The organism is Vibrio sp. 2-2(8) (assembly GCF_963888495.1).
GTDB lineage: Bacteria > Pseudomonadota > Gammaproteobacteria > Enterobacterales > Vibrionaceae > Vibrio > Vibrio anguillarum.
The window spans coordinates 1-25,329 of the sequence record NZ_CAWPJM010000003.1 but is presented as its reverse complement, the minus strand read 5'-3'; the positions used below and the strand labels follow the sequence as shown (position 1 = coordinate 25,329).

26 protein-coding genes are annotated in these 25,329 nt (G+C 47.1%); 10 read left to right on the top strand and 16 right to left on the bottom strand.

Annotated features, from left to right (window positions below):
• Positions 1–11: 11 nt before the first annotated feature.
• Both ilvM and ilvG read right to left on the bottom strand, forming a co-directional pair.
• A complete protein-coding gene (ilvM, locus tag AACV12_RS01270; protein WP_010319930.1) occupies positions 12–296 on the bottom strand; it encodes an acetolactate synthase 2 small subunit in 285 nt (94 codons plus the stop codon).
• Positions 296–1,942 (bottom strand): acetolactate synthase 2 catalytic subunit, encoded by a 1,647-nt coding sequence (gene ilvG / locus AACV12_RS01265; RefSeq protein ID WP_017044151.1) that lies wholly within the window; start codon positions 1,940–1,942, stop codon positions 296–298. The genes ilvM and ilvG overlap by 1 nt, the downstream gene beginning before the upstream one ends.
• Positions 1,943–2,419: 477 nt before the next feature.
• Between ilvG and AACV12_RS01260 the strand changes: the two genes are divergently transcribed.
• Positions 2,420–3,943: a YifB family Mg chelatase-like AAA ATPase gene (locus AACV12_RS01260; RefSeq protein WP_094127379.1), complete on the top strand. Its 1,524-nt coding sequence runs from the start codon at positions 2,420–2,422 to the stop codon at positions 3,941–3,943.
• Between the two features lie 5 nt (positions 3,944–3,948).
• Here the strand turns inward: AACV12_RS01260 and AACV12_RS01255 are convergent, their stop codons facing one another.
• The 5 genes from AACV12_RS01255 to AACV12_RS01235 all read right to left on the bottom strand — a co-directional run bounded on the left by AACV12_RS01255 (position 3,949) and on the right by AACV12_RS01235 (position 8,760).
• Positions 3,949–4,908, bottom strand: coding sequence for a DUF2860 domain-containing protein (locus tag AACV12_RS01255; RefSeq protein ID WP_017048695.1), 960 nt, complete (start codon positions 4,906–4,908; stop codon positions 3,949–3,951).
• 234 nt (positions 4,909–5,142) lie between these two features.
• Positions 5,143–5,742: a thiol:disulfide interchange protein DsbA/DsbL gene (locus AACV12_RS01250; RefSeq protein ID WP_026028316.1), complete on the bottom strand. Its 600-nt coding sequence runs from the start codon at positions 5,740–5,742 to the stop codon at positions 5,143–5,145.
• Between the two features lie 30 nt (positions 5,743–5,772).
• Positions 5,773–6,759 carry a serine/threonine protein kinase gene (locus tag AACV12_RS01245; RefSeq protein WP_026028515.1) on the bottom strand — a complete coding sequence of 329 codons (987 nt, stop codon included), beginning with the start codon at positions 6,757–6,759 and terminating at the stop codon, positions 5,773–5,775.
• Positions 6,760–6,805: 46 nt separating this feature from the next.
• On the bottom strand, positions 6,806–8,224 hold the full coding sequence (gene ccoG / locus AACV12_RS01240; protein ID WP_170901323.1) for a cytochrome c oxidase accessory protein CcoG: 1,419 nt from the start codon (positions 8,222–8,224) through the stop codon (positions 6,806–6,808).
• A gap of 269 nt (positions 8,225–8,493) precedes the next feature.
• Entirely contained in the window at positions 8,494–8,760 is a 267-nt protein-coding gene (locus AACV12_RS01235) for a YihD family protein (protein WP_029189868.1), read from the bottom strand.
• A 709-nt stretch (positions 8,761–9,469) separates the two neighbouring features.
• Here AACV12_RS01235 and trhA point away from each other — a divergent pair.
• Positions 9,470–10,129, top strand: a complete 660-nt coding sequence (gene trhA, locus AACV12_RS01230; protein ID WP_088720688.1) for a PAQR family membrane homeostasis protein TrhA — start codon at positions 9,470–9,472, stop codon at positions 10,127–10,129.
• Here trhA and AACV12_RS01225 read toward each other — a convergent pair.
• The 6 genes from AACV12_RS01225 to def all read right to left on the bottom strand — a co-directional run bounded on the left by AACV12_RS01225 (position 10,126) and on the right by def (position 16,395).
• The gene (locus AACV12_RS01225) at positions 10,126–10,671 is read right to left on the bottom strand and encodes a DUF3157 family protein (protein WP_170901322.1); all 546 of its coding nucleotides are present in this window, start codon (positions 10,669–10,671) and stop codon (positions 10,126–10,128) included. The two genes, trhA and AACV12_RS01225, sit on opposite strands and share 4 nt — an antisense overlap.
• A 1-nt stretch (position 10,672) precedes the next feature.
• The gene (locus AACV12_RS01220) at positions 10,673–12,118 is read right to left on the bottom strand and encodes a TrkH family potassium uptake protein (RefSeq protein WP_017043680.1); all 1,446 of its coding nucleotides are present in this window, start codon (positions 12,116–12,118) and stop codon (positions 10,673–10,675) included.
• A gap of 12 nt (positions 12,119–12,130) precedes the next feature.
• The gene (gene trkA, locus AACV12_RS01215; RefSeq protein WP_026027554.1) at positions 12,131–13,507 is read right to left on the bottom strand and encodes a Trk system potassium transporter TrkA; all 1,377 of its coding nucleotides are present in this window, start codon (positions 13,505–13,507) and stop codon (positions 12,131–12,133) included.
• A gap of 74 nt (positions 13,508–13,581) precedes the next feature.
• Positions 13,582–14,862 carry a 16S rRNA (cytosine(967)-C(5))-methyltransferase RsmB gene (gene rsmB, locus AACV12_RS01210; RefSeq protein ID WP_170901320.1) on the bottom strand — a complete coding sequence of 427 codons (1,281 nt, stop codon included), beginning with the start codon at positions 14,860–14,862 and terminating at the stop codon, positions 13,582–13,584.
• A 59-nt stretch (positions 14,863–14,921) separates the two neighbouring features.
• Positions 14,922–15,869, bottom strand: a complete 948-nt coding sequence (gene fmt / locus AACV12_RS01205) for a methionyl-tRNA formyltransferase (RefSeq protein ID WP_170901318.1) — start codon at positions 15,867–15,869, stop codon at positions 14,922–14,924.
• A gap of 16 nt (positions 15,870–15,885) precedes the next feature.
• Positions 15,886–16,395 (bottom strand): peptide deformylase, encoded by a 510-nt coding sequence (gene def, locus AACV12_RS01200; RefSeq protein WP_038148727.1) that lies wholly within the window; start codon positions 16,393–16,395, stop codon positions 15,886–15,888.
• 140 nt (positions 16,396–16,535) lie between these two features.
• Between def and AACV12_RS01195 the strand changes: the two genes are divergently transcribed.
• From AACV12_RS01195 to AACV12_RS01180, 4 genes are read left to right on the top strand one after another with little or no spacing between them, the layout of a single operon-like run.
• Complete coding sequence (locus AACV12_RS01195; protein ID WP_170901316.1) at positions 16,536–17,666, top strand: LysM peptidoglycan-binding domain-containing protein; 1,131 nt, start codon at positions 16,536–16,538, stop codon at positions 17,664–17,666.
• Positions 17,666–18,775: a DNA-processing protein DprA gene (dprA, locus tag AACV12_RS01190; RefSeq protein WP_017048702.1), complete on the top strand. Its 1,110-nt coding sequence runs from the start codon at positions 17,666–17,668 to the stop codon at positions 18,773–18,775. The genes AACV12_RS01195 and dprA overlap by 1 nt, the downstream gene beginning before the upstream one ends.
• 2 nt (positions 18,776–18,777) lie before the next feature.
• Positions 18,778–19,254, top strand: a complete 477-nt coding sequence (locus AACV12_RS01185; RefSeq protein WP_013855530.1) for a DUF494 family protein — start codon at positions 18,778–18,780, stop codon at positions 19,252–19,254.
• 27 nt (positions 19,255–19,281) lie between these two features.
• Positions 19,282–19,854: a DNA topoisomerase family protein gene (locus AACV12_RS01180; protein ID WP_170901315.1), complete on the top strand. Its 573-nt coding sequence runs from the start codon at positions 19,282–19,284 to the stop codon at positions 19,852–19,854.
• Positions 19,855–19,926: 72 nt separating this feature from the next.
• Here AACV12_RS01180 and AACV12_RS01175 read toward each other — a convergent pair whose 3' ends face one another.
• A complete protein-coding gene (locus AACV12_RS01175) occupies positions 19,927–21,066 on the bottom strand; it encodes a 5-(carboxyamino)imidazole ribonucleotide synthase (RefSeq protein ID WP_170901312.1) in 1,140 nt (379 codons plus the stop codon).
• A 4-nt stretch (positions 21,067–21,070) separates the two neighbouring features.
• Positions 21,071–21,556, bottom strand: coding sequence for a 5-(carboxyamino)imidazole ribonucleotide mutase (gene purE / locus AACV12_RS01170; RefSeq protein ID WP_010319910.1), 486 nt, complete (start codon positions 21,554–21,556; stop codon positions 21,071–21,073).
• A gap of 200 nt (positions 21,557–21,756) precedes the next feature.
• On the opposite strand from purE, the gene AACV12_RS01165 reads away from it, so the two are divergent.
• From AACV12_RS01165 to AACV12_RS01150, 4 genes are all read left to right on the top strand, one after another.
• The gene (locus AACV12_RS01165; RefSeq protein ID WP_017043689.1) at positions 21,757–22,314 is read left to right on the top strand and encodes an L-threonylcarbamoyladenylate synthase; all 558 of its coding nucleotides are present in this window, start codon (positions 21,757–21,759) and stop codon (positions 22,312–22,314) included.
• A gap of 20 nt (positions 22,315–22,334) precedes the next feature.
• Positions 22,335–23,249, top strand: a complete 915-nt coding sequence (gene hemF / locus AACV12_RS01160; RefSeq protein ID WP_010319908.1) for an oxygen-dependent coproporphyrinogen oxidase — start codon at positions 22,335–22,337, stop codon at positions 23,247–23,249.
• A 64-nt stretch (positions 23,250–23,313) separates the two neighbouring features.
• Positions 23,314–24,144: a shikimate dehydrogenase gene (gene aroE, locus AACV12_RS01155; RefSeq protein WP_170901310.1), complete on the top strand. Its 831-nt coding sequence runs from the start codon at positions 23,314–23,316 to the stop codon at positions 24,142–24,144.
• A gap of 2 nt (positions 24,145–24,146) precedes the next feature.
• Positions 24,147–24,413, top strand: coding sequence for a DUF1488 family protein (locus AACV12_RS01150; RefSeq protein ID WP_010319906.1), 267 nt, complete (start codon positions 24,147–24,149; stop codon positions 24,411–24,413).
• On the opposite strand, the gene AACV12_RS01145 is transcribed toward AACV12_RS01150, so the two are convergent.
• Positions 24,414–24,962: a gamma carbonic anhydrase family protein gene (locus tag AACV12_RS01145; protein ID WP_069212092.1), complete on the bottom strand. Its 549-nt coding sequence runs from the start codon at positions 24,960–24,962 to the stop codon at positions 24,414–24,416.
• Positions 24,963–25,329: the final 367 nt, after the last annotated feature.

Here is a 25,329-nt window from a genome sequence, read left to right as displayed (position 1 = left end):
TATTGCCTTCCTTATGCACAAATCTTTTGTTGTAAATTGTTATTCGGTAGTTCGTTATTTTTTATTGGGGTGACATCGACACTGCGAATATCCCATAATTTTTCAATTTGATTGATCAGTGTGCTGATGGGGCGATCACTATCAACAATGATTTCAACACTGGCGACTTTGCTGGCGTGGTTTTGCGTTGCGGCCACTTGTTTTATCACAAATCCACGATGGCGAATCACGCGCAGAACACGCTCTAATAGCACCGGTTTATCATCGGCTTTGATGTCTAATAGGTATCTATCCATTAGGTGTTCTCCAACATATCACTATTTGAGGCGCCCGGTGGTACAAGCGGCCATACGTTTTCTTCTTCATCAATCAAAACGTGAAGCAGATAAGCTGTTTTGCTGGCCAGCATTTCTTTAAGTGCTGGTTCAACTTCTTCTTTTTTGGTGATGGTTTTGCCAGGAATATCGAACGCCTTAGCTAGCATCACGAAATCTGGGTTGTCATCCAAAATCGTTTCACTATGGCGGCCATCAAAGAACAGCGATTGCCATTGGCGCACCATACCCAAACGGTGGTTGTTCAGTAGTACCATCTTGACCGGGATTTGGCGGCGCTTGAGCGTACCAAGTTCTTGAACATTCATCATGAACGAGCCATCCCCAGAAATGAGAATGGATTGATCATCTGGGCGAGCAACGGCAGCGCCCATTGAGGCGGGCAACCCAAAGCCCATAGTTCCAAGGCCAGCTGAGGTGATGAAGTTCTGTGGAGCACGCGGCTGAATGTGCTGCGCGGCCCACATTTGATGTTGGCCAACGTCGGTTGAGACGATGGCTGAATCGGGCATCATGTCGGACAGTTGTTTGAGTAACAATGGTGCAAAAATGAGATCGCCCGGGTGGTCATAGCGCCACTTAAAGCCACTGCGCAAACTTTCACTGTGGTGAACCCACGGTGCGATATCACGCGTCAGTTCCAGTTGTGGAAGAATGAGATTGATGTCACCACGTAGTGACGCATTGGCGATACGGAGTTTATTAAACTCGGCCGCATCGATATCGATATGAATCACTTTGGCGTGTGGTGCAAAAGTATCCAGTTTTCCCGTTACTCGGTCATCAAAGCGCGCTCCAACCACAATCAACAAATCACACTCTTGAACGACCAAGTTTGCCGCCTTAGTCCCATGCATACCAAGCATGCCAAGGTAGTGCGGGTCATGGCGCTCAATCGTGCCCAAGCCTTTTAAGGTACTTACTGATGGCATCGGATTGAGGCGTAAAAACTCGCGTACGGAATCGGTCGCTTTGGCCAGTTGAACGCCACCGCCAACATACAATACAGGACGAGAGCTTTGTGAAAGCAGTTGTTGCGCTGCGTGAAGCTGCTCTTGGCTGGCAACTGGCATGGCTGGCGCAGTGAACGCAGGTAGCTCAGTCACGGGGGTTTTTGCCAGTTGTACATCTTTAGCGATATCCACAATCACCGGGCCGGGGCGACCCGCTTTCGCTACCTCAAAGGCTTCGGCAAGGGTGGGTGCGAGATCGTGGATATCGGTAACGAGGTAGCTGTGTTTGGTGCAAGAGAGTGACATACCAATCACGTCCATCTCTTGAAAAGCATCGGTACCAATGTGTGAGCTTGCGACTTGGCCGGTGATGGCGACGAGGGGGATTGAGTCAAGAAATGCATCGGCAAGACCGGTGACCAAATTGGTCGCTCCGGGTCCTGAGGTGGCCATGCACACCGCGACATCTTGTGTCGAGCGCGCCATGCCAATCGCCGCCATGGCTGCACCTTGTTCGTGGCGACAGAGGATGTGTTCTACACCGCCATCGTATAATGCATCATAGATTGGCATGATAGCGCCGCCGGGATAACCAAAAACGGTTTTGATTCCCTGCTGCTTTAATGCGGCTACAACCAGTTGTGCTCCTGTCATCGTAACCCTCCCAAACTGTGTATGGCACAGTAAACCATGTTGTGTTTGCACTTCATGTGCGCTCCCATTCTTCCTGTCATATCGGGTTGGATAATCACCAACCAGTATGAACTTTTTAGTTTAATAGTTGTAAAAAAACCCCCGGACTTTTCAGTGCGGGGGTCTTTTGAATCTGGTGGTTATTTTGCGCTCACTAGCCCCCGCGCGGAATCAATAATGACCACGATAATCAGGCTTAGCAGTAGGTTAATGTGAGCGTTCAAATTCATCACTTAATTCTTAAAATAGTTGGCGTAATATCTTACGAAATTGTTTGCGTCTCTAGTGGTAACACACAATTCCGTTAAATGACAAGCAAAAACTCATTCTTTTTTCACATTCTTTCAGCATCACAACAAGCTATATAACAATCTCTCGTGTGCAAATAAGGGCGCAGAAACAGAACGAACACTTTTTAAACAACCACAAAGGAATGAAATGGGACTCGCAATTATTCACAGCCGAGCCAGTGTTGGCGTGCAAGCACCGACAGTGACAGTTGAAGTACATATTAGCAATGGTATGCCCGGTTTTACGTTGGTCGGCTTGCCAGAAACGACGGTCAAAGAGTCTCGTGATCGCGTGCGCAGCGCTATCATTAATTCCCGTTTTGAGTTTCCCGCCAAGCGTATTACGGTCAATCTAGCGCCGGCGGATCTCCCCAAAGAGGGTGGTCGATTTGATTTACCGATCGCGTTGGGTATTTTGGCGGCCTCACAGCAGATAGCGCTAACGAAGTTAGATGGGTATGAGTTTATTGGTGAATTAGCCTTATCTGGTGAGTTGCGTCCTGTTAAAGGTGTATTACCCGCCGCTTTAGCTGCGAATCGAGCCAAGCGCTGTTTGGTGGTGCCTCATGGTAATGGTGATCAAGCCGCGTTAGTGGCAAAGGATCAGCATAAATCGGCGCAAACGCTGCTTGAGGTGTGTGCTGATTTGTGTGGCCAGCAAACCCTCTCTCTTTTTCAAACCGAACCTAAACCGTGCCAAGCGAAAAATACTCGCGATCTGCAAGATATCATTGGTCAACAGCAAGGAAAGCGAGCGTTAGAAATCGCAGCCGCGGGCAACCATAATCTGCTTTTTCTCGGTCCACCCGGAACGGGTAAAACCATGCTTGCCTCTCGGTTGTGTGATTTATTACCAGAAATGAATGAAGATGAAGCGATGGAAACTGCTTCGGTTGCTTCTCTGACTCCACAAGACATCAACCAGCACAACTGGAAGCAAAGGCCATTTCGCTCGCCTCATCATTCCAGTTCAATGGCGGCGCTGGTCGGTGGCGGTTCTATTCCGAGGCCGGGGGAAATTTCTTTGGCACACAATGGGTTATTGTTTCTTGATGAAATGCCGGAATTTGAACGAAAAGTGCTCGACTCATTGCGTGAGCCATTAGAGTCAGGTGAAATTATTATTTCAAGAGCGCAAGGCAAAACGCGTTTTCCAGCTCGCTTTCAATTAGTGGGGGCGTTGAACCCCAGCCCAACCGGCTATTACGAAGGCACGCAAGCCAGAGCCAACCCGCAGAGTATTTTGCGCTATTTGGGACGCTTATCGGGGCCACTGCTTGATCGTTTTGACATGTCGATAGAAATCCCCTCGCTTCCCAAAGGAATGCTGGCAAATGGCGGCGAAAGAGGTGAAGCAACGGCTGTGGTTAAAGAAAGAGTGCTGATTGCTCGTGAACGGATGGTGATTCGTAATGGTAAGGTTAATGCTTTGTTAGGGAGCCGAGAAATTGAACAGTATTGCCCTTTAACTAAGGCTGACGCCGAATTTTTGGAAAATGCACTGCACCGCCTAGGGCTCTCCATCCGCGCGTATCATCGCATTATCAAAGTGGCACGTACGATTGCTGATTTAGAAGGGGCCGAGCAGATTGCTAAGCCCCATCTAGCGGAAGCGCTCGGCTATCGAGCAATGGACCGCTTGTTGAAACAACTGACCGCACAAGCGGTGTAATGAACTTAAAATTGGTAATTTAACCCTAGCGCTGTAAAGAGAGACGATTCGTCGTAAAACGAGAGGTTTGAGCTCGATTGGTTATAACCGGCTAAAGCGATTAATGACCAATCATCCCAATCCATAAATTGGCTGTATTCGTACGCGAAGAATAGGCTCAGTTCATCGTCATTACGCACAGTGTGATTAAACAGTGAATTTCCACCTTGATAGTCGCGCTTGGTATACCCAGCGGTCAGCGCCAGTTTATGGCGATTGATAAACGTGAAGTAGGAGAGATCGGCGGCGTAAGAGTGATGAGTATTGGCGTCGCCATCCGCTTGGTGGTTGATATAAGTGATGGAGGGCTGTAACAAACTGGTTGGGCTCAGAGAGTAACGATACTGCCCTTTTAGGTAGTAACTTTTACCATCACGAGCCAGTTCAGGGCTTGGAAACTGATCGTTGTCGATCTCTTTGGTCGCGTAAGCGACATCGATAGTCCATGGGCTGCCTTGAATACTATTGAATGTTAATCGGTAGGCATTTCCTGACTCATCGGTTTCTTGGCGCTGACTGTTTAGTTGGTAAGGGTTAGCCCAGGTTTTTCCAGACATCACGGTCGGTAAAAAAGCCACATCAACCACGGTACCTGTCTCCATCTCATATTGATACCCCAGCTGAAGCGCTAAAGTGCCGACGGCAATATCATCACGTGAGGTGCCTAGATAAACCTGTTGTTGACGTTTGTCCCCGAAGGTGTAAGCAAGGTTACCCAAAGGCCCAACGGCAAAGTTTGACTGCCGGCTACTCTTTGTTTCGAGTGATGTAATACGCTCATCTCCACCCGTATCAAACGATGATTGGGAAGATGCAAAAATAGTATTAATGGCAATCTCACCACTTAAACCTGTTTCTGGAGCCAGTTCGGCAGATACATGAAAAGCCAGAGCGCTAACAAGCGTCATGGACAGGTATTTATTCATTAGGAGTTTCCATACTTTGATTCAATAGTGGTTAAGTATATGAATAAACTTGGATGACGACACGATAAAACTAATCTGACCGTTTTATGAATGAAGAGTGAGCCTTGTCTTAGGCATACATAGTTTTGTGCTGTGATGGCTTGTGTTTCAAGATTGGTTGTATGAGAAAGCGCTGCAAGGTTGAACTTGATTAAGTAAAAATGAGGAGCCGTTGTGCTCCTCATTTGGGAATGATTACTTGGTCAGTAGGTAATTGACCAGTTCGAAGTATTCATTGGTCGATTTAACACCTTGTCCCTGCACCAAATAATGATTGTTAACCACGACAGCAGGCACACCTGAAAGGCCGCTTTCTTGGAACTGTTTATCAAAGCGGCGCACCATTGAATCGACGGCAAAACCATTAAAGGCGGCATCAAATTTTGCTGCATCAATACCTTCGTCTAGGAAGATTTGGCGTAGATCCGCATCATCTCTTGGTGGTTTACGCATCGTGTGGATGCGGTTAAACATCACGGGCACCATTTTGTCTTCAACTTTGAGGGCAAGCATGGTGGCGTAAGCTTTACTCATTGATTTACCCATAGAGCCACCCATAAAAGAAACATGGTTTTTCTGCAGAGTAACCCCTTGTGGGAGCTGCTTTTTCAGTTGGGCGATGATCGGCTCAAAGGTATTGCAGTGTGGGCAGTAAAAGGAGAAAAACTCCGTCACGGTTGGATTTTTAGAGGGTTCAAGATCAAGCACTTTATAATGCTCACCTTCTTTAAATTGGGCTGCATGAGCCGATAAGCTCAGCAGTAAGGTTGCAACCAGTGCAAAAAGCTTCTTCATTGTGTACTCCATTTATTGCTTCAAGGTGACTTACCATTGTGGCATTAGTGAGAGCGTAGGCTCGTCTAATGCTGCTATTTGTTCTTTAAACGCAAGCACTTGGCTTTCCCAATATTTAGGGTCATTAAACCAAGGGAAGGCGAGTGGAAAAGCAGGGTCCTGCCATCGTTTGGCCAACCATGCCATGTAATGCACCATTCGTAGACCGCGTAACGGTTCAATTAGTTTCAATTCGGCTGGATTAAAATCGTGAAACTCTTGATACGACTCTAAGATAATGTCCAACTGCATTCGCTTATCTTGCAATTCGCCATTGAGTAGCATCCACAAATCCTGTACTGCTGGTCCATTGCGAGCATCGTCTAAATCGACAAACATAGGCCCATCTCGCCACAAAATATTGCCTGGATGGCAATCACCATGCAAGCGGATGGCCGCGGATTTTGCTGGCCATTGCTGTTCAATTTTGTTGATCAATAACGATAAGTCACTGAAAAAGGTATTTTGCAAGTGCTGAGGTATAAAGGACGCATTTTCCAATAGCTGTTTGGGTTGATAAAGATACTCATCTAAGCTGATGGTCGGGCGATGAACAAATGTACGAGTGGCACTGATGTGATGAATGCGTCCAAGAAACCGGCCCACGCCTTCTAATTGGTCCATATTGTCCACTTCAAACTGCCGCCCACCCACACTGTTAAACAGCGCGAAATGATAGCCCTGATAGTGATGTAAGGTTGCACCGTTGATGAGCAATGGCTCAGCAATCGGAATTTCCGCCGCGTACAGCTCGCGTGTGAAATCGTGCTCCTCTTGAATTTGCTCAACACTCCAGCGCTGAGGTCGATAGAATTTCACCACATAGCGTTGGCGTTCTTCATCGATGAATTGATAAACGCGGTTTTCGTAACTGTTGAGTGCCAGAAATCCTGATTCAGCACGAATGCCGATGCTTTCTAAGGCATACCACATGGTATCAGGGGTGAGTGCATCAAAATGGAAAGAAGCTTTGGTCATGATTAAAAAGGGCCCATTACTGAGCCCTTTTCCATTCGTTACGAAGTTAGAGTTTATTAATAAACCGGCTCTCAACTTCTATCGTGAATTGGTTACTGTCCGTGAGTATAAACTGAATCGTCGCTATAGGAGAGCTGAGTTTCTCAGGAGCGACGCCAAGGCTGGTTGGTAGGTTCAATACCTCTCCTGGTTTGACTTGGATGGTTTGTTTACCATACCAAGAGACGTCCGATAGCCCTTTCACGTCAAGCTTATACTCTTGCGTTTGCTGAGTTTTGTTGATGACTTTCAAGGTGTAAGTGTTCTCAATTTCACCATTGCTGTTGGTTTTAAATAGCTGGTTTCTATCACGCAATACACTTAAGCCGACCGGATCAACGCTGGCCACTTGAGCGATGAATAAGCCAAACATCACCAGCAGTACCGTGCCATAACCGAGCAATTTAGGCCTGAGTATTTTGGTGTGGTGGCCGGAGAGGCGGTGCTCCGTGGTATAGCTGATGAGCCCTTTTTCATAGCCCATACGTTCCATCGTGGTATCGCACGCATCAATACAAGCGCCGCAGTTAATACATTCGTACTGCAAGCCATCACGAATATCGATGCCAGTCGGACACACTTGTACGCACAAATCACAATCAATGCAGTCACCTAAACCGAGTGCTTTGTGATCGGCTTTACGAGCGCGTGGCCCACGAGTTTCACCGCGTTTGCTGTCATAGCCAACAATAAAGGTATCTTTGTCAAACATCGCAGACTGAAAGCGAGCATAAGGACACATATGGATGCAGACGATCGAACGCATCCAGCCTGCATTTCCGTAAGTACAAAGGGTGAAAAAGAGTACCCAGAAGACGGGCCAGAAACTTTCATCGAGTGTGAAAAAGTTCACCACGAGTTCGCGTACCGGGACGAAATAGCCGACAAAAGTAAAACCAGTACCGAGTGCAATCGCCAGCCAAGCAATGTGTTTGATGGCTTTTCTTATAGCAAGATTAGCGGTGAGTTTTCCTGAGTCCTGCTTGCGGCGTTTATTGGCGGCGCCTTCGAGTTTTTCTTCAAACCAAATGTAGATAAATGTCCACACAGTTTGCGGGCACAGATAGCCACACCAGACACGGCCAAGAAAAGTGGTAATAAAAAACAGGCCGAATGCCGCAATCATAAACAACAGGGCAAGTAGAGTTAGGTCTTGTGGGTAAAGTGTGGTGCCGAAAAAGTTAAATTGCTGGTGGCCGATGTCGAGCAAAATCGCTTGGCGATCACCGTAAGAGATCCACGGTACTAAAGTAAAAAGCAGCAGTAAAAACCAGCCACCATAGCGGCGGAGTTGTTGATAAGTACCTTTACTTTCGCGCACATAAATACGGTTGCTGGGGTTAAAACGGTCACCGTTGCCTTTGTGAGTTTTGGGGTTGAATATTTTAGGAGTCACATCCTTTATATCGATTTTGTCCTGACTCATGAAATGATCCTTGTTGGGCTGTAAGGTGTGATTTCTTTTAGTTCACACTCTGCGACATTGCTGTTTTCTCTTTGGGTACAATACCAAGATGAGAAATTATCATTGTTCAATCTTTATTTATTAAGCGGCAAGTATAACGCCAATAACAATTTTATTTCTTTAACACTATCAACCTTTAACAATAAAGCCTCAACTCGTGAGGCTTATCGCTAATAATAAAAAAGCGACCTAATAAGGCCGCTATCTTGATCATTATCACAGGGGCTACATCATTTTATGATGCCACGCGCGCGTAAAATGGCTGTTTTAAAATCATCTTCCTGATCTTTCTTCAGGCCAGGAATCATTTCGTCTTTGGCGCTGTTGCGCATTTTTAGATGGTAGATCAATACATCATCTGTAAGCGCTTCTAATGGTCCTTTATAACCCGCTTCTTGAGCCAGTTTGGTGATGAATTGCATTAAGTTGAGCTGCTGATCTTTTTGCCATTCAGGCGCAAGTAGTTCAATTAGCTCTTCAATTCGATGACATTGCATTCTCTTTTCCCCAATTTTTATAAGTATTTTGAGTAAAGGTATCAAATTGCGGATTGAAGTCCAATTGAGCGCAAAGAAAAAGCGCAGGGTTTAGCTGCGCTTTTTAATTATGCTGCCTGAACAACATTAGTTGTGCTCGATGCAGTAAGGGCATTTTTTTCAACTAAAGTCATTGCTGGAGCGACTTTTTTTGCAGTCGGAGCAGCAGCAAAACCACTACGACGACGCATTGCACTACGGTTTGTGTGCGAAAACCTGACAGCTGTTGGGCGCATTCATTAACCTAACGGTCAGGCACATCCATTGCCAATCTAATGGCCTGAATCACCATGAGTTGAGCTTCATAATTGAAGGGTGGCTCTTCTGGCTCTCGCCAATCCAAATAATGATTCAGGAATAACGATATGCTTTCATATCGTAGTTAGATTAGCACCAAGTTTTGAATTGATCGATAGTTGAACGATAGTTGAGATGAATATTCTTGCAAATAAAGCTTAAAATTGTGTGAGATGCTTGGTTGAGTTTGTCATCTGATCGGCATTACATCGCGTTTTGTTAAATAGGAGGTACCTATGTCGTTTACAAAAAACTCGCGATTTATCGCTCTCCTTGATACCCGTTTCGTTACGAAATTTGTATTTAGGCTTACAACTGTAAGCTGAGTTGTGCAATACTAAGCCCACATTTTGTTGCTTTTGGTATGGTGTTTATGTCTGCTGTTGACAATGACGGCTATGGTGCTGGTGAAGAACGGGCGAATGCACTGAGTCATGGTTTGGGACTATTGCTTAGTTTTGTTGGTTTAGTCTTGCTGCTGATCAAGGCAACAAGTGCGCAGGCCGATGCATTGACTTATATCAGCATGAGTCTCTATGGTGGCAGCATGATAGCGTTATTCCTTGCTTCAACGCTGTATCACTCCGTTGCGACACCGAAAGCCAAACGCTGGCTAAAAACGTTCGACCACTGTGCCATTTATCTACTGATTGCCGGAAGTTACACACCCTTTTTGTTGGTTAGCCTTCGCACTCCTTTGGCAATAGGGCTTATGGTGGTGATCTGGCTGCTGGCGCTGCTCGGTATCATCATGAAAATTGCCTTTGTCTACCGTTTTAAAAAGTTCTCACTGGTGACTTATTTGGCGATGGGGTGGTTATCCTTGGTTGTGATCTACCAACTGGCCCTCAATATCGAGGTCGGTGGTTTGGTGCTACTTGCTGTTGGTGGTTTGGTCTATTCGCTCGGGGTGATTTTTTATGTAGCGAAACGCATTCCCTATAACCATGCGATTTGGCATTTATTCGTGCTAGGTGGCAGTGCTTGTCACTTTTTTGCGGTTTACCTTTTTGTTCACCCAGTAAGTGCTTAACGCATTTCGACCCGCTCAATGTTGGCCGAAATTTGATAGCCTTGCTGGCGATCAACCTGAAGGGTAATCGGCTTTCCTTGCGCTTGAGTTTGTGGGCGTAAATAGCTATCAGCCATCCGTTTAATGGATTGCCAAATGGGTAACTGCTGAGTGAGCAGTGGTTGACCTTGCTCGTCATAAAGAATGATGCTGAGCACTACCGCAATGACAGATTGCGAGCTTTGATTGGTGATGGCTGTTGGGATAACGAGTGTATCTCCTTGGTAGTAAGCCGCGCCGAGTACCACTTCCACTCCAGAATCTGACAGTTGTAAAATCGGTTTTTCACTCTCCATCTCAAAGGTGGTTGCTCGGGCTTTTTGAGCAATAGGGGCCGCGTGAATGACGGTTTCCGGCGACATTGATTGCGGTTCAACATATTGCCATGTGAAATCATCATTGAGTTTCACCTGGCGGCCATCTTCTAAGGTCAGAACTTGCGCGCAAGATACGGCGCTTGCTGTCATGCTTAACAGCATCATTATCACAGGTATTGTCTTCATCTTAACGTCGCCAAAATGCAGGGAAAAACAGAACGATAATCGTCAAAATTTCTAAACGCCCCATCAACATCCCTAAGCTCAGAACCCACTTTGCTGCGTCAGGCAGTGGTGCGAAGTTGCCCGTTGGACCAATCACCGAGCCCATTCCGGGACCAACGTTGGCCACTGCTGTGATGGAACCTGAAATGCTGGTGACAGGGTCAAGGCCCATTGCACTGAGCGCGCCTGCGATAGCAATGACAGTGATGAAAAAGGTTAAACCAAAAGCGACGACTGAGCGGACAATATCATCATTAACCGGACGATGATTATAGCGCTGTACGAAGATGCCTGATGGATGGACCAACTTCATAATTTGTTTATTGAGCAGCGTCATCGCAATTTGGAAGCGGAACACTTTAATCCCACCAGAGGTTGAGCCGGAACAAGCTCCTGCTGCCATTAAGAAGATGAACAGCGTGCTTGGCAGTGCGCCCCAGGCGGTGAAATCTTCCAAACCAAAACCAGTAGTCGTGACCACTGAAACGATATTAAACATCGCCACTCGCAGGGCGTCCAACCAGTAGTAGCCTAGTTTGAGATTCAGCCACAACGCAATGATGAGACTGGCAATTAGGAAAAGATAAGCAAATCCGCGAACTTGTGCGTCTTTTATGATCACTTTGATATTTTGTTTTCGGGCCGCAGCGACAAACAGTAGAAAGGGCAAGCCCCCCAAAAACATAAACAGCGTTGCTACCCAATGTGCACCGTTTGAGAAGTGGTTCATCGAACCGTCGGAGGTGGAATATCCACCAGTCGACAAGGTGGTGAATGAGTGGTTGATCGCTTCAAAAAGCGTCATGCCAGTGAGGATATAGCCAATCAAGCACAGTAAGGTCAGTACCAAATAGACCAGCACAATATTTTTCGCGACAGTTTTGGCGCGTGGGCTACTTTTATCGGACCAATCAGACGATTCGGTTTGGAACAATTTCATCCCACCCACATTGAGCATTGGTAATACCGCTACCGCCATTACGATAAACCCAACCCCACCAAGCCATTGCAGAATAGAACGCCACAACAAGATGCTGGGCGGCATATTATCAAGGCCACTGAGCACGGTTGAACCTGTAGTGGTTAACCCTGACATGGTTTCAAAATAGGCGTCGGTAAAGCTGATGTGGTTGATAAAGACGAAAGGGAGCGCCGCGAAAGCGCTGGCAACCGTCCACACTAAGCTGGTGATGAGAAACATATCGCGCACGCTGAGCTTAAAGTGTGCGGTACGCCCCAAGCTTAAGCAGATAAAGGCGACAATATGAGTGATGATGACCGCTTGAGCAAAATCAAGGAAGCCACCCGTACCGGTAAAAAAAGCGACCAGTGTCGGCACATACATAAATAGGGCGAGCTTAGACAGCACGAGTCCTATAACGAATGAAATGGGGCGTAAATTCAGCATGACGCCAATGACCTATAGGAAAAATGGGCTAGGTTGGAACAAGGCTTCCACATCGGGCACGTACTTTTTATCCACTAAGAACATCACCACGTGATCATCTTGCTCGATAATAGTGCGGTCATGGGCGATTAACACTTCTTCACCACGCACAATCGCGCCAATGGTTGTGCCCGGTGGCAGTTTAATATCACCCACTGCGCGTCCCACCACTTTAGAGGTGTTTTGGTCGCCATGTGCAATTGCCTCAATCGCCTCTGCCGCGCCACGTCGTAGCGAAGAGACGTTAACGATATCGGCACGACGTACGTGAGTCAGCAGTGCGGAAATGGTGGCTTGTTGGGGTGAAATCGCGACATCAATCACGCCGCCTTGTACGAGGTCGACATACGCGCCACGCTGGATAAGTACCATCACTTTTTTCGCGCCCATACGCTTGGCGAGCATGGCGGACATGATGTTGGTTTCATCTTCGTTGGTGAGCGCAATAAACACATCGACTTGGTCGATGTTCTCTTCGGCTAGCAGCTCTTGGTCCGCCGCATCACCACAAAATACTATGGTGTTTTCTAACTCTTCCGATAACTGCTCTGCACGTGGGTAATTACGCTCAATCAGTTTAACGCTGTAGCTGTGCTCTAAACGTTTGGCTAAGCTTGCCCCAATGTTACCCCCGCCAACAATCATGATACGGCGATAGGTTTTTTCCAGCCGCTGTAGCTCACTCATGACCGAGCGAATATGATTACTGGCGGCCACGAAGAACACTTCATCGTCAGCTTCAATAATGGTAGTGCCTTGCGGGCGAATTGGCCGACCTTGGCGGAAAATGGCCGCGACGCGGGTATCAATGTGCGGCATGTGTTCACGTAGCGCTGAAAGAGCATTACCCACCAATGGCCCGCCGTAGTAAGCTTTCACAGCCACTAGGCTCACTTTCTCTTCGGCAAAACTCACCACTTGCAGTGCGCCGGGGTATTGGATCAACCGTTCAATATAGCTCGTCACTAGCTCTTCAGGGGCGATAAGGTGATCCACCGGGATCGCGCCTGACTGAAACAAAGTCTCTTTTTCAAGCAGATATTCAGGAGAACGAATACGCGCAATTCGGTTGGGCGTATTAAACAAAGAGAACGCCACCTGGCATGCCGCCATGTTGGTTTCATCGGTATTAGTGACCGCAACCAGCATGTCCGCGTCCTGTGCGCCCGCTTCACGCAGTACATCTGGGTGGCTGGCGTGGCCATGAATCACCCGCAAATCGTACTTGTCTTGCAGCTCGCGCAAGCGGTCACTATTTTTGTCGACAATGGTGATGTCATTGTTCTCGCCGACCAAGTTTTCGGCCAGTGTGCCACCGACCTGACCTGCACCAAGAATAATGATTTTCATACTCTGTTCTCTTTCTACCTGCCGAATATCGGCCACTGAAAAGGCAGCAATAATGCTGCCAATGTGCGTCGAATTTACGCTTGTTTGGTTAATACTGCGTAGTAAAAACCGTCCATATCTTCTTCTCCGGGGAGTATCTGACGCCCCGGCTGCTCACGATCGGAACCCACTAATTGAGCGTTATGAGTTCGTTCTAAGAAGGCTTTGACCTGCAAGCTGTTTTCTTGTGGAGTGATCGAGCAGGTTGCGTAAACCATAGTGCCACCGACTTTTAATTGCTTCCACATTGCGTCCAGTATTTCGCTTTGTAATTGAGCCAATGCCTCAATATCGCTACCACGACGTAGCCATTTGATGTCTGGATGACGGCGAATAACCCCAGTGGCGGAGCAAGGTGCATCTAATAAAATTCGGTCAAACTGTTCGCCATGCCACCACTCTTCAGGGTAACGAGCATCACCGCAGATCACATCAGCGCGAAGTTGCAGGCGTTCTAAGTTGTCATAGACGCGCTCAAGGCGGGTTGCATCGCTGTCAATCGCAACCACTTCAGTATCGTGTGTGTGCTCTAGGATATGCGCGGTTTTACCCCCTGGGGCGGCGCAGCAATCTAAAATTAGCTCGCCTGCTTTAGGTTGAAGGTAGTCAATCGCTAGCTGCGCAGCGGCATCTTGCACCGATACCCAACCACGATCAAAACCGGGTAAAAGCGTTACATCGCAAGGTACAGCGAGTTTTATTGCGTCGGCGGCGTGAGAGTGCACGCTGCACTCGATATTTTCGCTAGCTAATAGTGCAAGATATTCATCACGAGTGTGGTGCTGACGGTTGACGCGCAACCACATTGGCGCTTTTTGATTGTTCGCTTGCACAACCGTTTCCCACTGTTCTGGGTACGCTTGTTGTAACAGTTTAAGTAGCCAACTTGGGTGGCCATATTTGCCTGCGTTGTGGCTAACGGCAATAGCGTCCAGTGCTTCTTGATCGCGCAAGTAGCTGCGCAATACGGCGTTGATTAGCCCACCTAAATTTTCACCGCGCAATGTTTTGGTGCCTTCAACCGTCTCGGCTACTGCGGCGTGAGCGGGAATGCGCATAAAGCTCAACTGGTAGATACCAACTAAAATAAGATGGTGAAAAACCCGCTTTTTCCCTTTCAGTGGGTTGTCCATTAGCTCATTGGCAATTGATTCCAAACGAGGCAAATAACGCAAAGCCCCGTAGCAGATCTCTTGCAACAGAGCATGGTCTCTTGGGCGGATGGTTTTTTGCGCCGCAGGAAGTGCGTGAGAAAGTGAGTGGCCTTTATCAACCACTTGAAACAACACGTTAGCCGCAGCTGCGCGAACATTCATAGAAGTACCGACTTTAAATAAATGAAAATCAATGAGGGCATCTCTGCCCTCGTTAAGGTTTAGCTAAGTTGTGTGCCGACTTCAAACCAGCTTGCGCGCGAATTGAGAATGTCTTGCACTGACATCGCTTTTTTGCCCGGCACCTGCAACTGCTCAAGCACCAGTAAGCCGTTGCCGGTTGCCACATAAATACCCGATTTATCGGCTTGAACAATCGTGCCTGCAGGGTGGTCGCTGGTTTGTGCTTCAACGCGACTTTGCCACACTTTAATGCTGTTCTCAGCCACATCAAAATGGCTCATTGGCCATGGATTAAAAGCACGCACGCAGCGTTCAATAAAAGCAGCATCCGCTGACCAATCGATTTTGGCTTCTTCTTTGCTAAGTTTTTGTGCGTAGTTAGCCAATGTATCATCTTGTTGAGTGGCAATCGCTTTGCCACTGGCGATATCGGCGATGCATTCTACCAACGCTTGTGGGCCTAACTCGGCCAGTTTGTCATACATAGAAGCGCTGGTGTCTGTTGTCTCAATCGGCAGCTTAGCAATTTTGAGCATATCGCCCGTATCTAGGCCGACATCCATTTGCATGATGGTTACACCCGTTTCACTGTCTCCCGCCCAGATCGAGCGTTGGATCGGTGCGGCACCACGCCACCGTGGCAGAATGGAACCGTGTACGTTAATACAGCCAAGCCTTGGCATATCAAGTACGGCCTTCGGTAGCAGTAATCCGTAGGCGACCACTACCATTAAATCTGCGTTGAGATCGGCGAGCGCTTGCTTGGCTTCGTCGCTCTTAAAGTTCTCTGGTTGATACACAGCAATATTGTGCTCAACGGCCATCTGTTTCACTGGACTGGCGGTCAGTTTTTTACCGCGTCCTGCCGGGCTATCTGGTTTAGTGTACACCGCGATAACCTCATGCTCCGAAGACAACAACGCCGCCAAATGACGGGCGGCGAAGTCCGGAGTACCTGCAAACACAATGCGTAATGATTGGCTCAAGGTAACCTCACTTAAGTTAGTTTTTTTCGTTATAGCGTTTGATTTTCTCTAGCTTATCTCTAATACGCTTACGCTTTAATGGCGAAAGGTAATCCACAAACAATTTGCCTTGTAAGTGATCAAGCTCGTGTTGAACACAAATGGCTAAAAGGTCATCCGCTTCAAATGAGAATTCGTTGCCATCACGATCTAACGCTTTGACTGTGACTTCTGCTGCGCGAGGAACAAGGGCGCGTGAGCCCGGGACCGACAGACAGCCTTCTTCAATGCCATCTTCACCGCGTTTCTCTAAGATTTCAGGGTTAATCAGAACCATTGGCTGGTCGCGACTCTCTGAAATATCGATCACAACGATGCGTTGGTGAATATCGACTTGCGTTGCGGCAAGTCCGATACCGTCCTCGTCGTACATAGTCTCAATCATGTCATCGACGATTTTTTGGATCTCAGGTGTCACTTTCTCTACCGGTTTTGCCACGGTACGAAGACGATCATCTGGGAATGTTAATACTTGTAATACAGACATATACACTCGAAATATTGAACTGTGCCGAAACAGCTTAAAGCTTGTTGGCTCAATTCTAGACATTTTATGACCCAAATGACAGCATCCAAATGTTAATAATCTGATTCATCCTTACTTATTTCGGCCAAGGAACAGAGGTCATGTCACGATTTATTCGTTATTTAGTGTGTGTGTTTTTACCGTTGTCACTGGTCGTTAATGCGTTGGCGGCGGAAGATATGGCGCTTACCGTCAAAGCAAATGCCCCGCAGACATACACGGTCGTCAAAGGAGATACCTTGTGGGATATTTCTGCGCTCTATCTTGATAACCCATGGTTGTGGCCACGTTTATGGCAAATTAACCCAGAGATCGATAACCCGCATTTGATTTATCCCGGCGATAAGCTGACCTTAGTCTGGCGTAACGGACAGCCGGTGTTGAGTTTAAAACCTATGGTCAAGTTGAGTCCGAAAGTGCGTGTGCTTGAGAAAAAAGCGGTTCCGACGGTGCAAGAGGGATTAGTGTTGCCGTATCTGCATACGGATCGCTTATTGGATAAGCAAACATTACAAGAAAGCCAGCGTGTGCTCGGTGCCAGCGACGGTAAACAATATCTGACGGCGCAAGATACGCTCTACATAAGCGGGCAACAGACTCACCCCAAATGGGGTATTTATCGTGAAATCGCTGAGTTTTCTCGTCATGATGCTGCCGCGAAAAATAAAACTATGGTTGCTTTGCGTTTGATTGCTTCTGGTGAATTGGTCTCCGCCGATGAGGCTTTTAGCGGGCTAACCATCACCGCACAGCAACAAGAGATAAGAGTCAATGATATTGCCCTACCTGAAGTGGGCGTCGAAACCTTAACGCTTTCAACCACTTTTTTCCCATCGCCATCGCGACTACAAGCTGAAACGCATATCCTCGGATCGTTGGAGGGTAGTGAGTATTCGGCGCAGAATCAGGTAGTTGTGATCGATAAAGGCCTTGCAGATCAACTGTGTCAAGGGACGATGTTTGATTTGATTCAAGCCGGTTCTAAAGTGTCTGGAAAGAAAGGACACCACCAACAGAACCTTGATGAAACCCTGCAATTACCAAGCAGCTTGGTGGGCAGTTTGATGGTCATTCGACCTTATGAACATTTTAGTTTGGCTTTGATTACCGATAGCCTCGTGCCGATTGGTAAAAGTGTAATCGCGGTTTCGCCGCTCAAACCAGAGCTAACAATCGAGCCAAATGAACAAGCCGATACGGATTCGATGGTTAAGGATGATACCGCAAGCTGATGGAGCAGAACGAATTAGCGGCGTGGCTAGCATTCAGCTTTGTGCCAAAATTGGGTGGCAAGAAACTTTCTCGTCTTGCTAGCGTCGCTTCTCTTGCTCATTTAATTGATTATTCCGAGCGGGAGTTAGCCGCGTTGGGTCTAGTTCAAGATCAAATCCGTTATCTGCGCGAGACGGCCCCTCAAGAAGTTGAAGAATGCCTAAGTTGGCAGCAAGCTAATGAGTCTCATCATATCCTTACTCCATTTTGCGATGGTTATCCTTCTTTACTAAAAGAAATTGCTACCGCACCTCCGGTTTTATTTGTCAAAGGACGAATAACAGCACTCTCTGATCCGCAAATGGCGATCGTCGGCAGTCGTAATGCGAGCCCTGATGGCCAACGAGTTGCTCATCAGTTTGCGCGAGAATTTGTGCAACAGGGCTTGCTTGTTACCAGTGGTTTGGCATTAGGTATTGATGGACATGCTCATGACGGTGCGTTGCAAGCGGGTGGTGAGACGATAGCCGTGCTCGGTTCGGGCCTTGAATCTATTTACCCAGCGCGACATAAAAAATTAGCGCAACGGGTGATGGAAAGCGGAGCATTAGTCTCGGAATTTCGTCCCAAAGCCAAACCAAGGCCAGATAACTTTCCGCGGCGAAATCGCATTATCAGTGGGTTAGCGGTTGGTGTTTTAGTGGTGGAGGCGGCGGAGAAAAGTGGCTCGTTGATCACGGCGCGCTATGCGGCTGAGCAAGGGCGAGATGTGTTTGTTATTCCGGGCTCCATTGCTAACCCAAATTGCCACGGTAGTAATCAACTTATTCGTTGTGGGGCGTGCTTGGTGCAAAACAGTGAACAAGTATTATCTGAAATTGGCACCTTAGTAGACTGGTCATTGCGCCAAAAGCAGCCTCAACCTGATTTATTTTCTGTACAGAGCGATCAGCAATTGCCATTTGCTGAACTGTTAGCTAACGTAGGAGTAGAGGCTACGCCTGTTGATATTCTTGCGAGCAGGACCCATATACCTGTCCATGAAGTCATGATGCAGCTTTTAGAACTTGAGCTTTCAGGTCATGTTGTTGCCGTTTCTGGCGGCTATATTCGTAAGGGGAAGGGTTAGCTATGATGATGGATATATTGATGTATCTATTTGAAACCTACGTCCATAGCGATGTAGATTTGCAAGTCGATCAAGATGAGCTCGAAGATGAATTGCTTCGAGCCGGTTTTCACCAGAAAGATATCTATAAGGCCCTGAATTGGTTAGAAGAGCTTGCGGCATTGCAACAAACCGATGCTCATTCAGCGATGGCAACCAGTGCTGCGACTTCGATGCGGATGTACACAGCACAAGAGATGGACAGGCTGGATCTTGAAAGCCGAGGTTTTTTATTGTTCCTTGAACAAGTGAAAGTATTAACTCCTGAAATTCGTGAAATGGTGATTGATCGAGTGATGGGTTTAGAAACCAATGAATTTGAATTGGATGACTTAAAGTGGATCATTTTGATGGTGCTATTTAATGTACCGGGAAATGAAAATGCTTACACGCTTATGGAAGAGCTGCTATACACCAAAGATCAAGGTATTTTGCATTGATTGCAGCCGTTCGTTTAGTTGAGCATTATGAGTCGTAAAACCGAGTCCCCCCTTTTTTCTGCGCATGGACAAGCGCTGCAGCATGAGCCTTGTCCGCAATGTGGTGGCCAATTACAGCTTCGTCAGGGTAAGCATGGGCTGTTTTTAGGCTGTAACCATTATCCCAATTGTGACTATATTAAACCGCTGCAGCAAAATGATGGTCATATCGTTAAGGAGTTGGGTGTGCCATGCCCAGAGTGTGGCCATGAATTAGTGTTACGCCAAGGTCGTTATGGCATGTTTATCGGGTGTAGTCATTATCCGCATTGCCACCATATCCAAGATACAGATTCCCCTGCAGACAATGTTCCTCAGTCAAAACAGCTTTGTCCTGAATGTTTGAAAGGCCATTTAGTGGAGCGAAAAACGCGCCATGGTAAAACTTTTCATGCTTGCGATAATTACCCTAAATGCAAGTTTGCCGTTAATCAGCAACCTGTTGCCGGTAAATGCGAAAAATGTGGGTTTGAATTATTGATAGAGAAAAAACTCGCCAGTGGTATCAAGCTGCAATGTGCTGATCGAAAATGTGGTCATATTCAATCCGCCACAGAGTAAAGTGACGGCATATGAAAATGGCACATTGAACGTGCCATTTTTTGTCCGTATTTATCGTCAATTAGATTTATTTTAGAGAGTCGGTTTGAGCGCTTGAACAAAATGGTGCAAGGCTGGATACGTTGTCGCATCAAGTACTTCAGCCAAGCGACAGAGCGTTCGTTGCAACTGCGCGTTGTAATCTGCACTGACATTAATATGGCCCATTTTGCGCCCAGCACGTTTCTCTTTGCCATACCAATGAATGTGGCAGCCTTCAATCGCCATCACGGCTTCTGGTAAATTGTCCTCACCCAAAATATTAATCATCGCGGTTGGGCGAAGTAACTTCGTGCTGCCTAAAGGTAAGCCACATACTGCGCGAAGGTGATTCTCAAATTGACAGGTTTCTGCGCCTTGCTGTGTCCAGTGACCAGAGTTATGGACTCGTGGTGCAATTTCATTCACCAACAATGTTCCCTGCACATCAAAAAACTCGAGCGCTAGCACACCGACATAATTGAGACGAGCGGCAACCGAGGTAAACATCGACAGTGCTTGCTCTTGCAAGGCTGGGTCATCTATCGCCGTTGATAAACTCAGTACACCGTTAATGTGCACATTTTCTGCCAGCGGGTAAACCGCGATGCTGCCATCTTTGGCACGCGCGCCGACTAACGAGACTTCACGATCAAAGGGAACAAACTGCTCTGCCACTATCGCTTGAGTCGGAGTAGCTTGGATACAGGCTTCCATTTCTGGCCAAATGAGCTCTGCTTGTGAAGCTTCTTTTAAACGCCATTGACCCTTTCCGTCATAGCCACCCAGTGCACTTTTTAGAACTATAGGTAGGCCGATGTTGGTTATCGCGGCATCTAAATCTTCACGAGTATTAATCACAAAGTATTGGGCATTTTTTGCGTTGGCTTCATCGAGTAGCGCTTTTTCAAGACGGCGATCGCCTCCGGCTTTAATGGCTTCGACGCTAGGAAGAAACTTACCACTTTGCTCACAAACAGTGAGGATTTCATGGGGAATATGCTCAAATTCAGCGGTAATGACATCCGCTTGTTTGATCGCATTGTCTAAACCATGACCAGTGATGTGTAATGTCAAAGGATGGACGATGTTACCGCTGCCCACATCAAAAGCGGAGATTTGAATGTTCAGCGGAGCGCCAGCCAGCGCCATCATGCGTGCCAGTTGCCCAGCGCCCAAGACTAAAACGTGCATAGTATCAATCCTCTGCAGGGTTAGGGTGGCTCAACACCGCTTCAGTTTGTGCTAAACGAAATGCTTCCACTTTTGCCATGACGGCCTCATCACTGGTGCCGATGATTTGCGCGGCAAGCAACCCAGCATTGGCCGCGCCTGCTTCTCCAATAGCTAAGGTGCCCACCGCAATCCCTTTTGGCATTTGCACAATCGAGAGTAAAGAGTCCATCCCTTTGAGTGCCTTTGACTGAACGGGAACGCCAAGTACCGGTAAGCTAGTAAACGCTGCCGTCATGCCCGGCAGGTGTGCGGCTCCGCCTGCGCCAGCTATGATGACTTTAAGGCCGCGTTCTCTTGCGCTGGTGGCGTAATCGGCAAGAAGTTGAGGTGTGCGGTGAGCAGAGACAACTTTGGTTTCGTATGCCACACCAAATTGATCCAACATGTCAGCAGCTAGCTTCATTGTGGGCCAATCGGATTTTGAACCCATGATAATTCCGACTTTCATCTCAAACTCCTTAATACTTCTAAAAATGGGGTGAGCGGGATAATTTGCGCGCATTATACGAGTATTTTTTCCTTAGGAAAACGTTTGCGTCAGCTTAATTGTGCAATTGATACATTTTATAAACAAATAGCTTTAGCCAGTTTTCAACGAAGTTTGTACACTTAGCCGCACTGTATTAAAGAAACCGATGGACAGTTTTTGTGAATAACTTTGAACACACTTTGCAGGCTCTACGTGACGGTGAAGTAATTGCCTACCCAACGGAAGGCGTGTTTGGGGTTGGGTGTGACCCAGATAACCCGCAAGCCATTCAGAAGCTCTTAGCGCTCAAGCAGCGTCCTGTGGAAAAGGGGTTGATTTTAATTGCGGCCTCTTACGAACAATTGCTTCCTTATATTGATGAGAGCCAGTTGACATCAGAGCAGCTCGCACGAGTACATGCCACCTGGCCTGGCCCTGTGACATGGATAATGCCGACAAGTGATAAAGTCTCTACTTGGGTGAGTGGACAATTTGATTCGATAGCTGTACGTGTGACAGATCATCCTTTAGTGCAAAAGCTATGCAATGCGTTTGGAAAACCATTAACCTCGACCAGTGCGAATTTAAGTGGTCTTGCACCTTGCCTGACAACGGAAGAAGTTGAATCGCAACTGGGTGAGCAACTGGTTGCGATTTTAGATGGTCAAACCGGTGGTCGAAATAAGCCCAGTGAAATTCGTGACGCGAAAACCTCACAAGTATTAAGACAGGGTTAACCCTGCTAAGGAAGCAAGCGATGCCAACCATTGATAAGCAAGCCGTCAAACAATTTTTGCTTGAGCTGCAAGATTCCATTTGCCAGCAACTTGAACAAGCGGATGGCCAAGCACTGTTTGAAGAAGATGCATGGCATCGCGAACCGAGTGAGCGTTTGGGAGGCGGTGGGCGAACTCGAGTGATGAAAGAAGGCCGTGTTTTTGAACAAGGCGGCGTGAATTTCTCACATGTGCAAGGGCAGCAAATGCCCGCTTCAGCGACCGCGCATCGCCCTGAATTAGCTGGACGTCATTTTGAAGCGATGGGGGTTTCTTTGGTGATGCATCCAAACAATCCCTATGTTCCGACTTCTCATGCCAATGTTCGTTTCTTCATCGCTGAAAAAGAAGGCGAAGATCCTATCTGGTGGTTTGGCGGAGGATTTGACTTAACGCCTTTCTATCCGTTCGAAGAAGATGCTCAATCATGGCATGCCACGGCGAAAGCACTGTGTGTTCCTTTTGGTGAAAAAGTGTATGCCGAACATAAATCGTGGTGCGATGAGTATTTCTTCCTCCCTCATCGCAATGAAACGCGCGGTATTGGTGGCCTATTTTTCGATGATTTAAACGCTTGGGGATTTGAGCGCTGTTTTGCTTATATGCAAGCTGTCGGTAAAGGATACACCGCTGCGTATTTGCCGATTGTTGAACGTCGCCAAGCGATGGAGTACGGTGACAGAGAGCGCCAGTTTCAACTTTATCGCCGTGGTCGCTATGTAGAGTTCAACTTAGTGTATGATCGCGGCACATTGTTTGGTTTGCAAAGTGGCGGTCGAACGGAATCGATTTTAATGTCGATGCCGCCATTAGCTCGTTGGCAATATCGTTATCAAGCGGAAGAGGGCAGCGCAGAGGCGAAATTAAACACCTTCTTGCTGCCGAGGGAGTGGTGACAGCGGTACATTTTCAATGATAGGGTCGCCGAGGTGGCCCTGTTAATTATCGAGAGGCAAGGATATGGCTCAGCACATTGATCAATATGCAGTATTTGGTAATCCGATTGGGCACAGTAAGTCGCCGATGATCCACACACTTTTTGCACGGCAAACCAGTCAGGAAATGCACTATACCGCTCAACTCGCGGCTCTAGATGGCTTTAAACAAGCGGCTGAAACCTTTTTTGCCTCCGGTGGCCGAGGGTGCAACATTACCGTGCCTTTTAAAGAAGAAGCGTATCAGTTTGCGGATCGATTAACCGAGCGAGCTCAACTTGCAGGCGCGGTCAATACACTGAAAAAATTAGATGATGGCGAAATTATCGGTGATAACACCGATGGAGAAGGGCTGGTTCAAGATTTGCTTCAGTACCAAGTGCCACTACGAGACGCTTCTATTTTAGTGATTGGTGCTGGCGGCGCGGCGCGCGGCGTGATTAAGCCCTTACTCGATCAGCACCCTACAAGTCTTGTGATTACCAACCGTACCTTTGCAAAAGCCGAGCAGCTCGCCATGCTTTTTAGTCCCTTTGGCGCGGTAAAAGCAATCGCGTTGGAAGAGATTAATCAACATTTTGACCTCATCATTAACTCGACCTCGGCCAGCTTAGATGGTGAATTGCCAAATATCGCTCCGACGATCTTCAGTAAGAGCAGTGTGGCCTATGACATGATGTATGGCAAAGGATTAACAACATTCAATCAGTGGGCATTAAGTCATCATTGCGCTCATGCTTATGATGGTTTGGGGATGTTGGTTGGGCAAGCTGCGGAGAGCTTTATGCTATGGCGCGGACTCAGGCCGGGTTCTCGACAAATATTGAGAGAACTGAGAAAAAATCTAGAAGGCTAATCATGAACCAAGCGATTTTATTTCCTGACCGACAAACGTGGCACTCGGCAAGCCAAAGCGTACTTTTTCCTGCTCAACACGCGGGAGCTTTGCTCGAGTGTACGGTACACAAGTCAGTACTGAGCCATCTGTCTGGTGAAATGATTACTAACGGTGAGCAAGCTATTCAAGTTTTTGAACAATGGCGATTTGACCTTGAAGAGCTTGCTGAAAGCTTGATTGAAGATGAAGCGTTCAATTTAGATGGACAAATAGAGATTAAAGCTTAGTTAATGGCTTTCTTTGACACTCGTAAGATAGTCATTTTTGTTCTGCACATAGTTGTCGGAAGATTTAAGCAAAAAAGCTCGCTCTTTATCTGTTAGCGGGCGGATCTGTTTCACTGGGGATCCTACATAAAGATAGCCGCTGGCCAATACCTTGTTTGGTGGCACTAAACTGCCAGCTCCAACCATCACCTCCGATTCAACGACTACGCCATCGAGCACAATTGCTCCCATGCCAATTAAGACTCGATCATGGATTACGCAACCATGCAGCATCACTTTATGGCCAATTGTGACGTCATCGCCAATAATAAGTGGAAAACCATCCGGGTTTTCGGTGTTTTTATGAGTCACGTGCAGTACGCTGCCATCTTGAATGTTGCTACGTTGGCCAATGTGAATATGGTTTACATCGCCTCTGGCTGCAACCAATGGCCATATGCTGGAATCATCGCCTAAAACAATATCGCCAACCAACACTGAGCTACTATCTATATAGACGCGCTGTCCGATTTGTGGGGATATTCCTTTATAACTACGAATTGATGACATGCTCGTCTCCTTTAATAACTGACGCCATAAGATAAATTAAACAGAAATAGCGTCAAAACAACTCTTTTTGAATAAAAATTATCCCAACGAACAGAAAATCAAAAAAAACAGCAAAAAGGGGTTGCCAACGTGACGGCGATCTCTATAATGCCGCCTCACTGACACGGCACAGCCAGTAAGGGTTCAAGCCCAACGAGCAGCCAATCAGTAGGTCAAATCGGTAAGACGAAATAATGTAAAAAAGTGTTTGACACTTTTCATTATCTCGCTAGAATGGCCGCCTCTTCAAAGGAAGCCTCGGCAAGCCAGAGAAGAACGCTCTTTAACAATATAAACCTATCAATCTGTGTGGGCACTCGTTGATGAT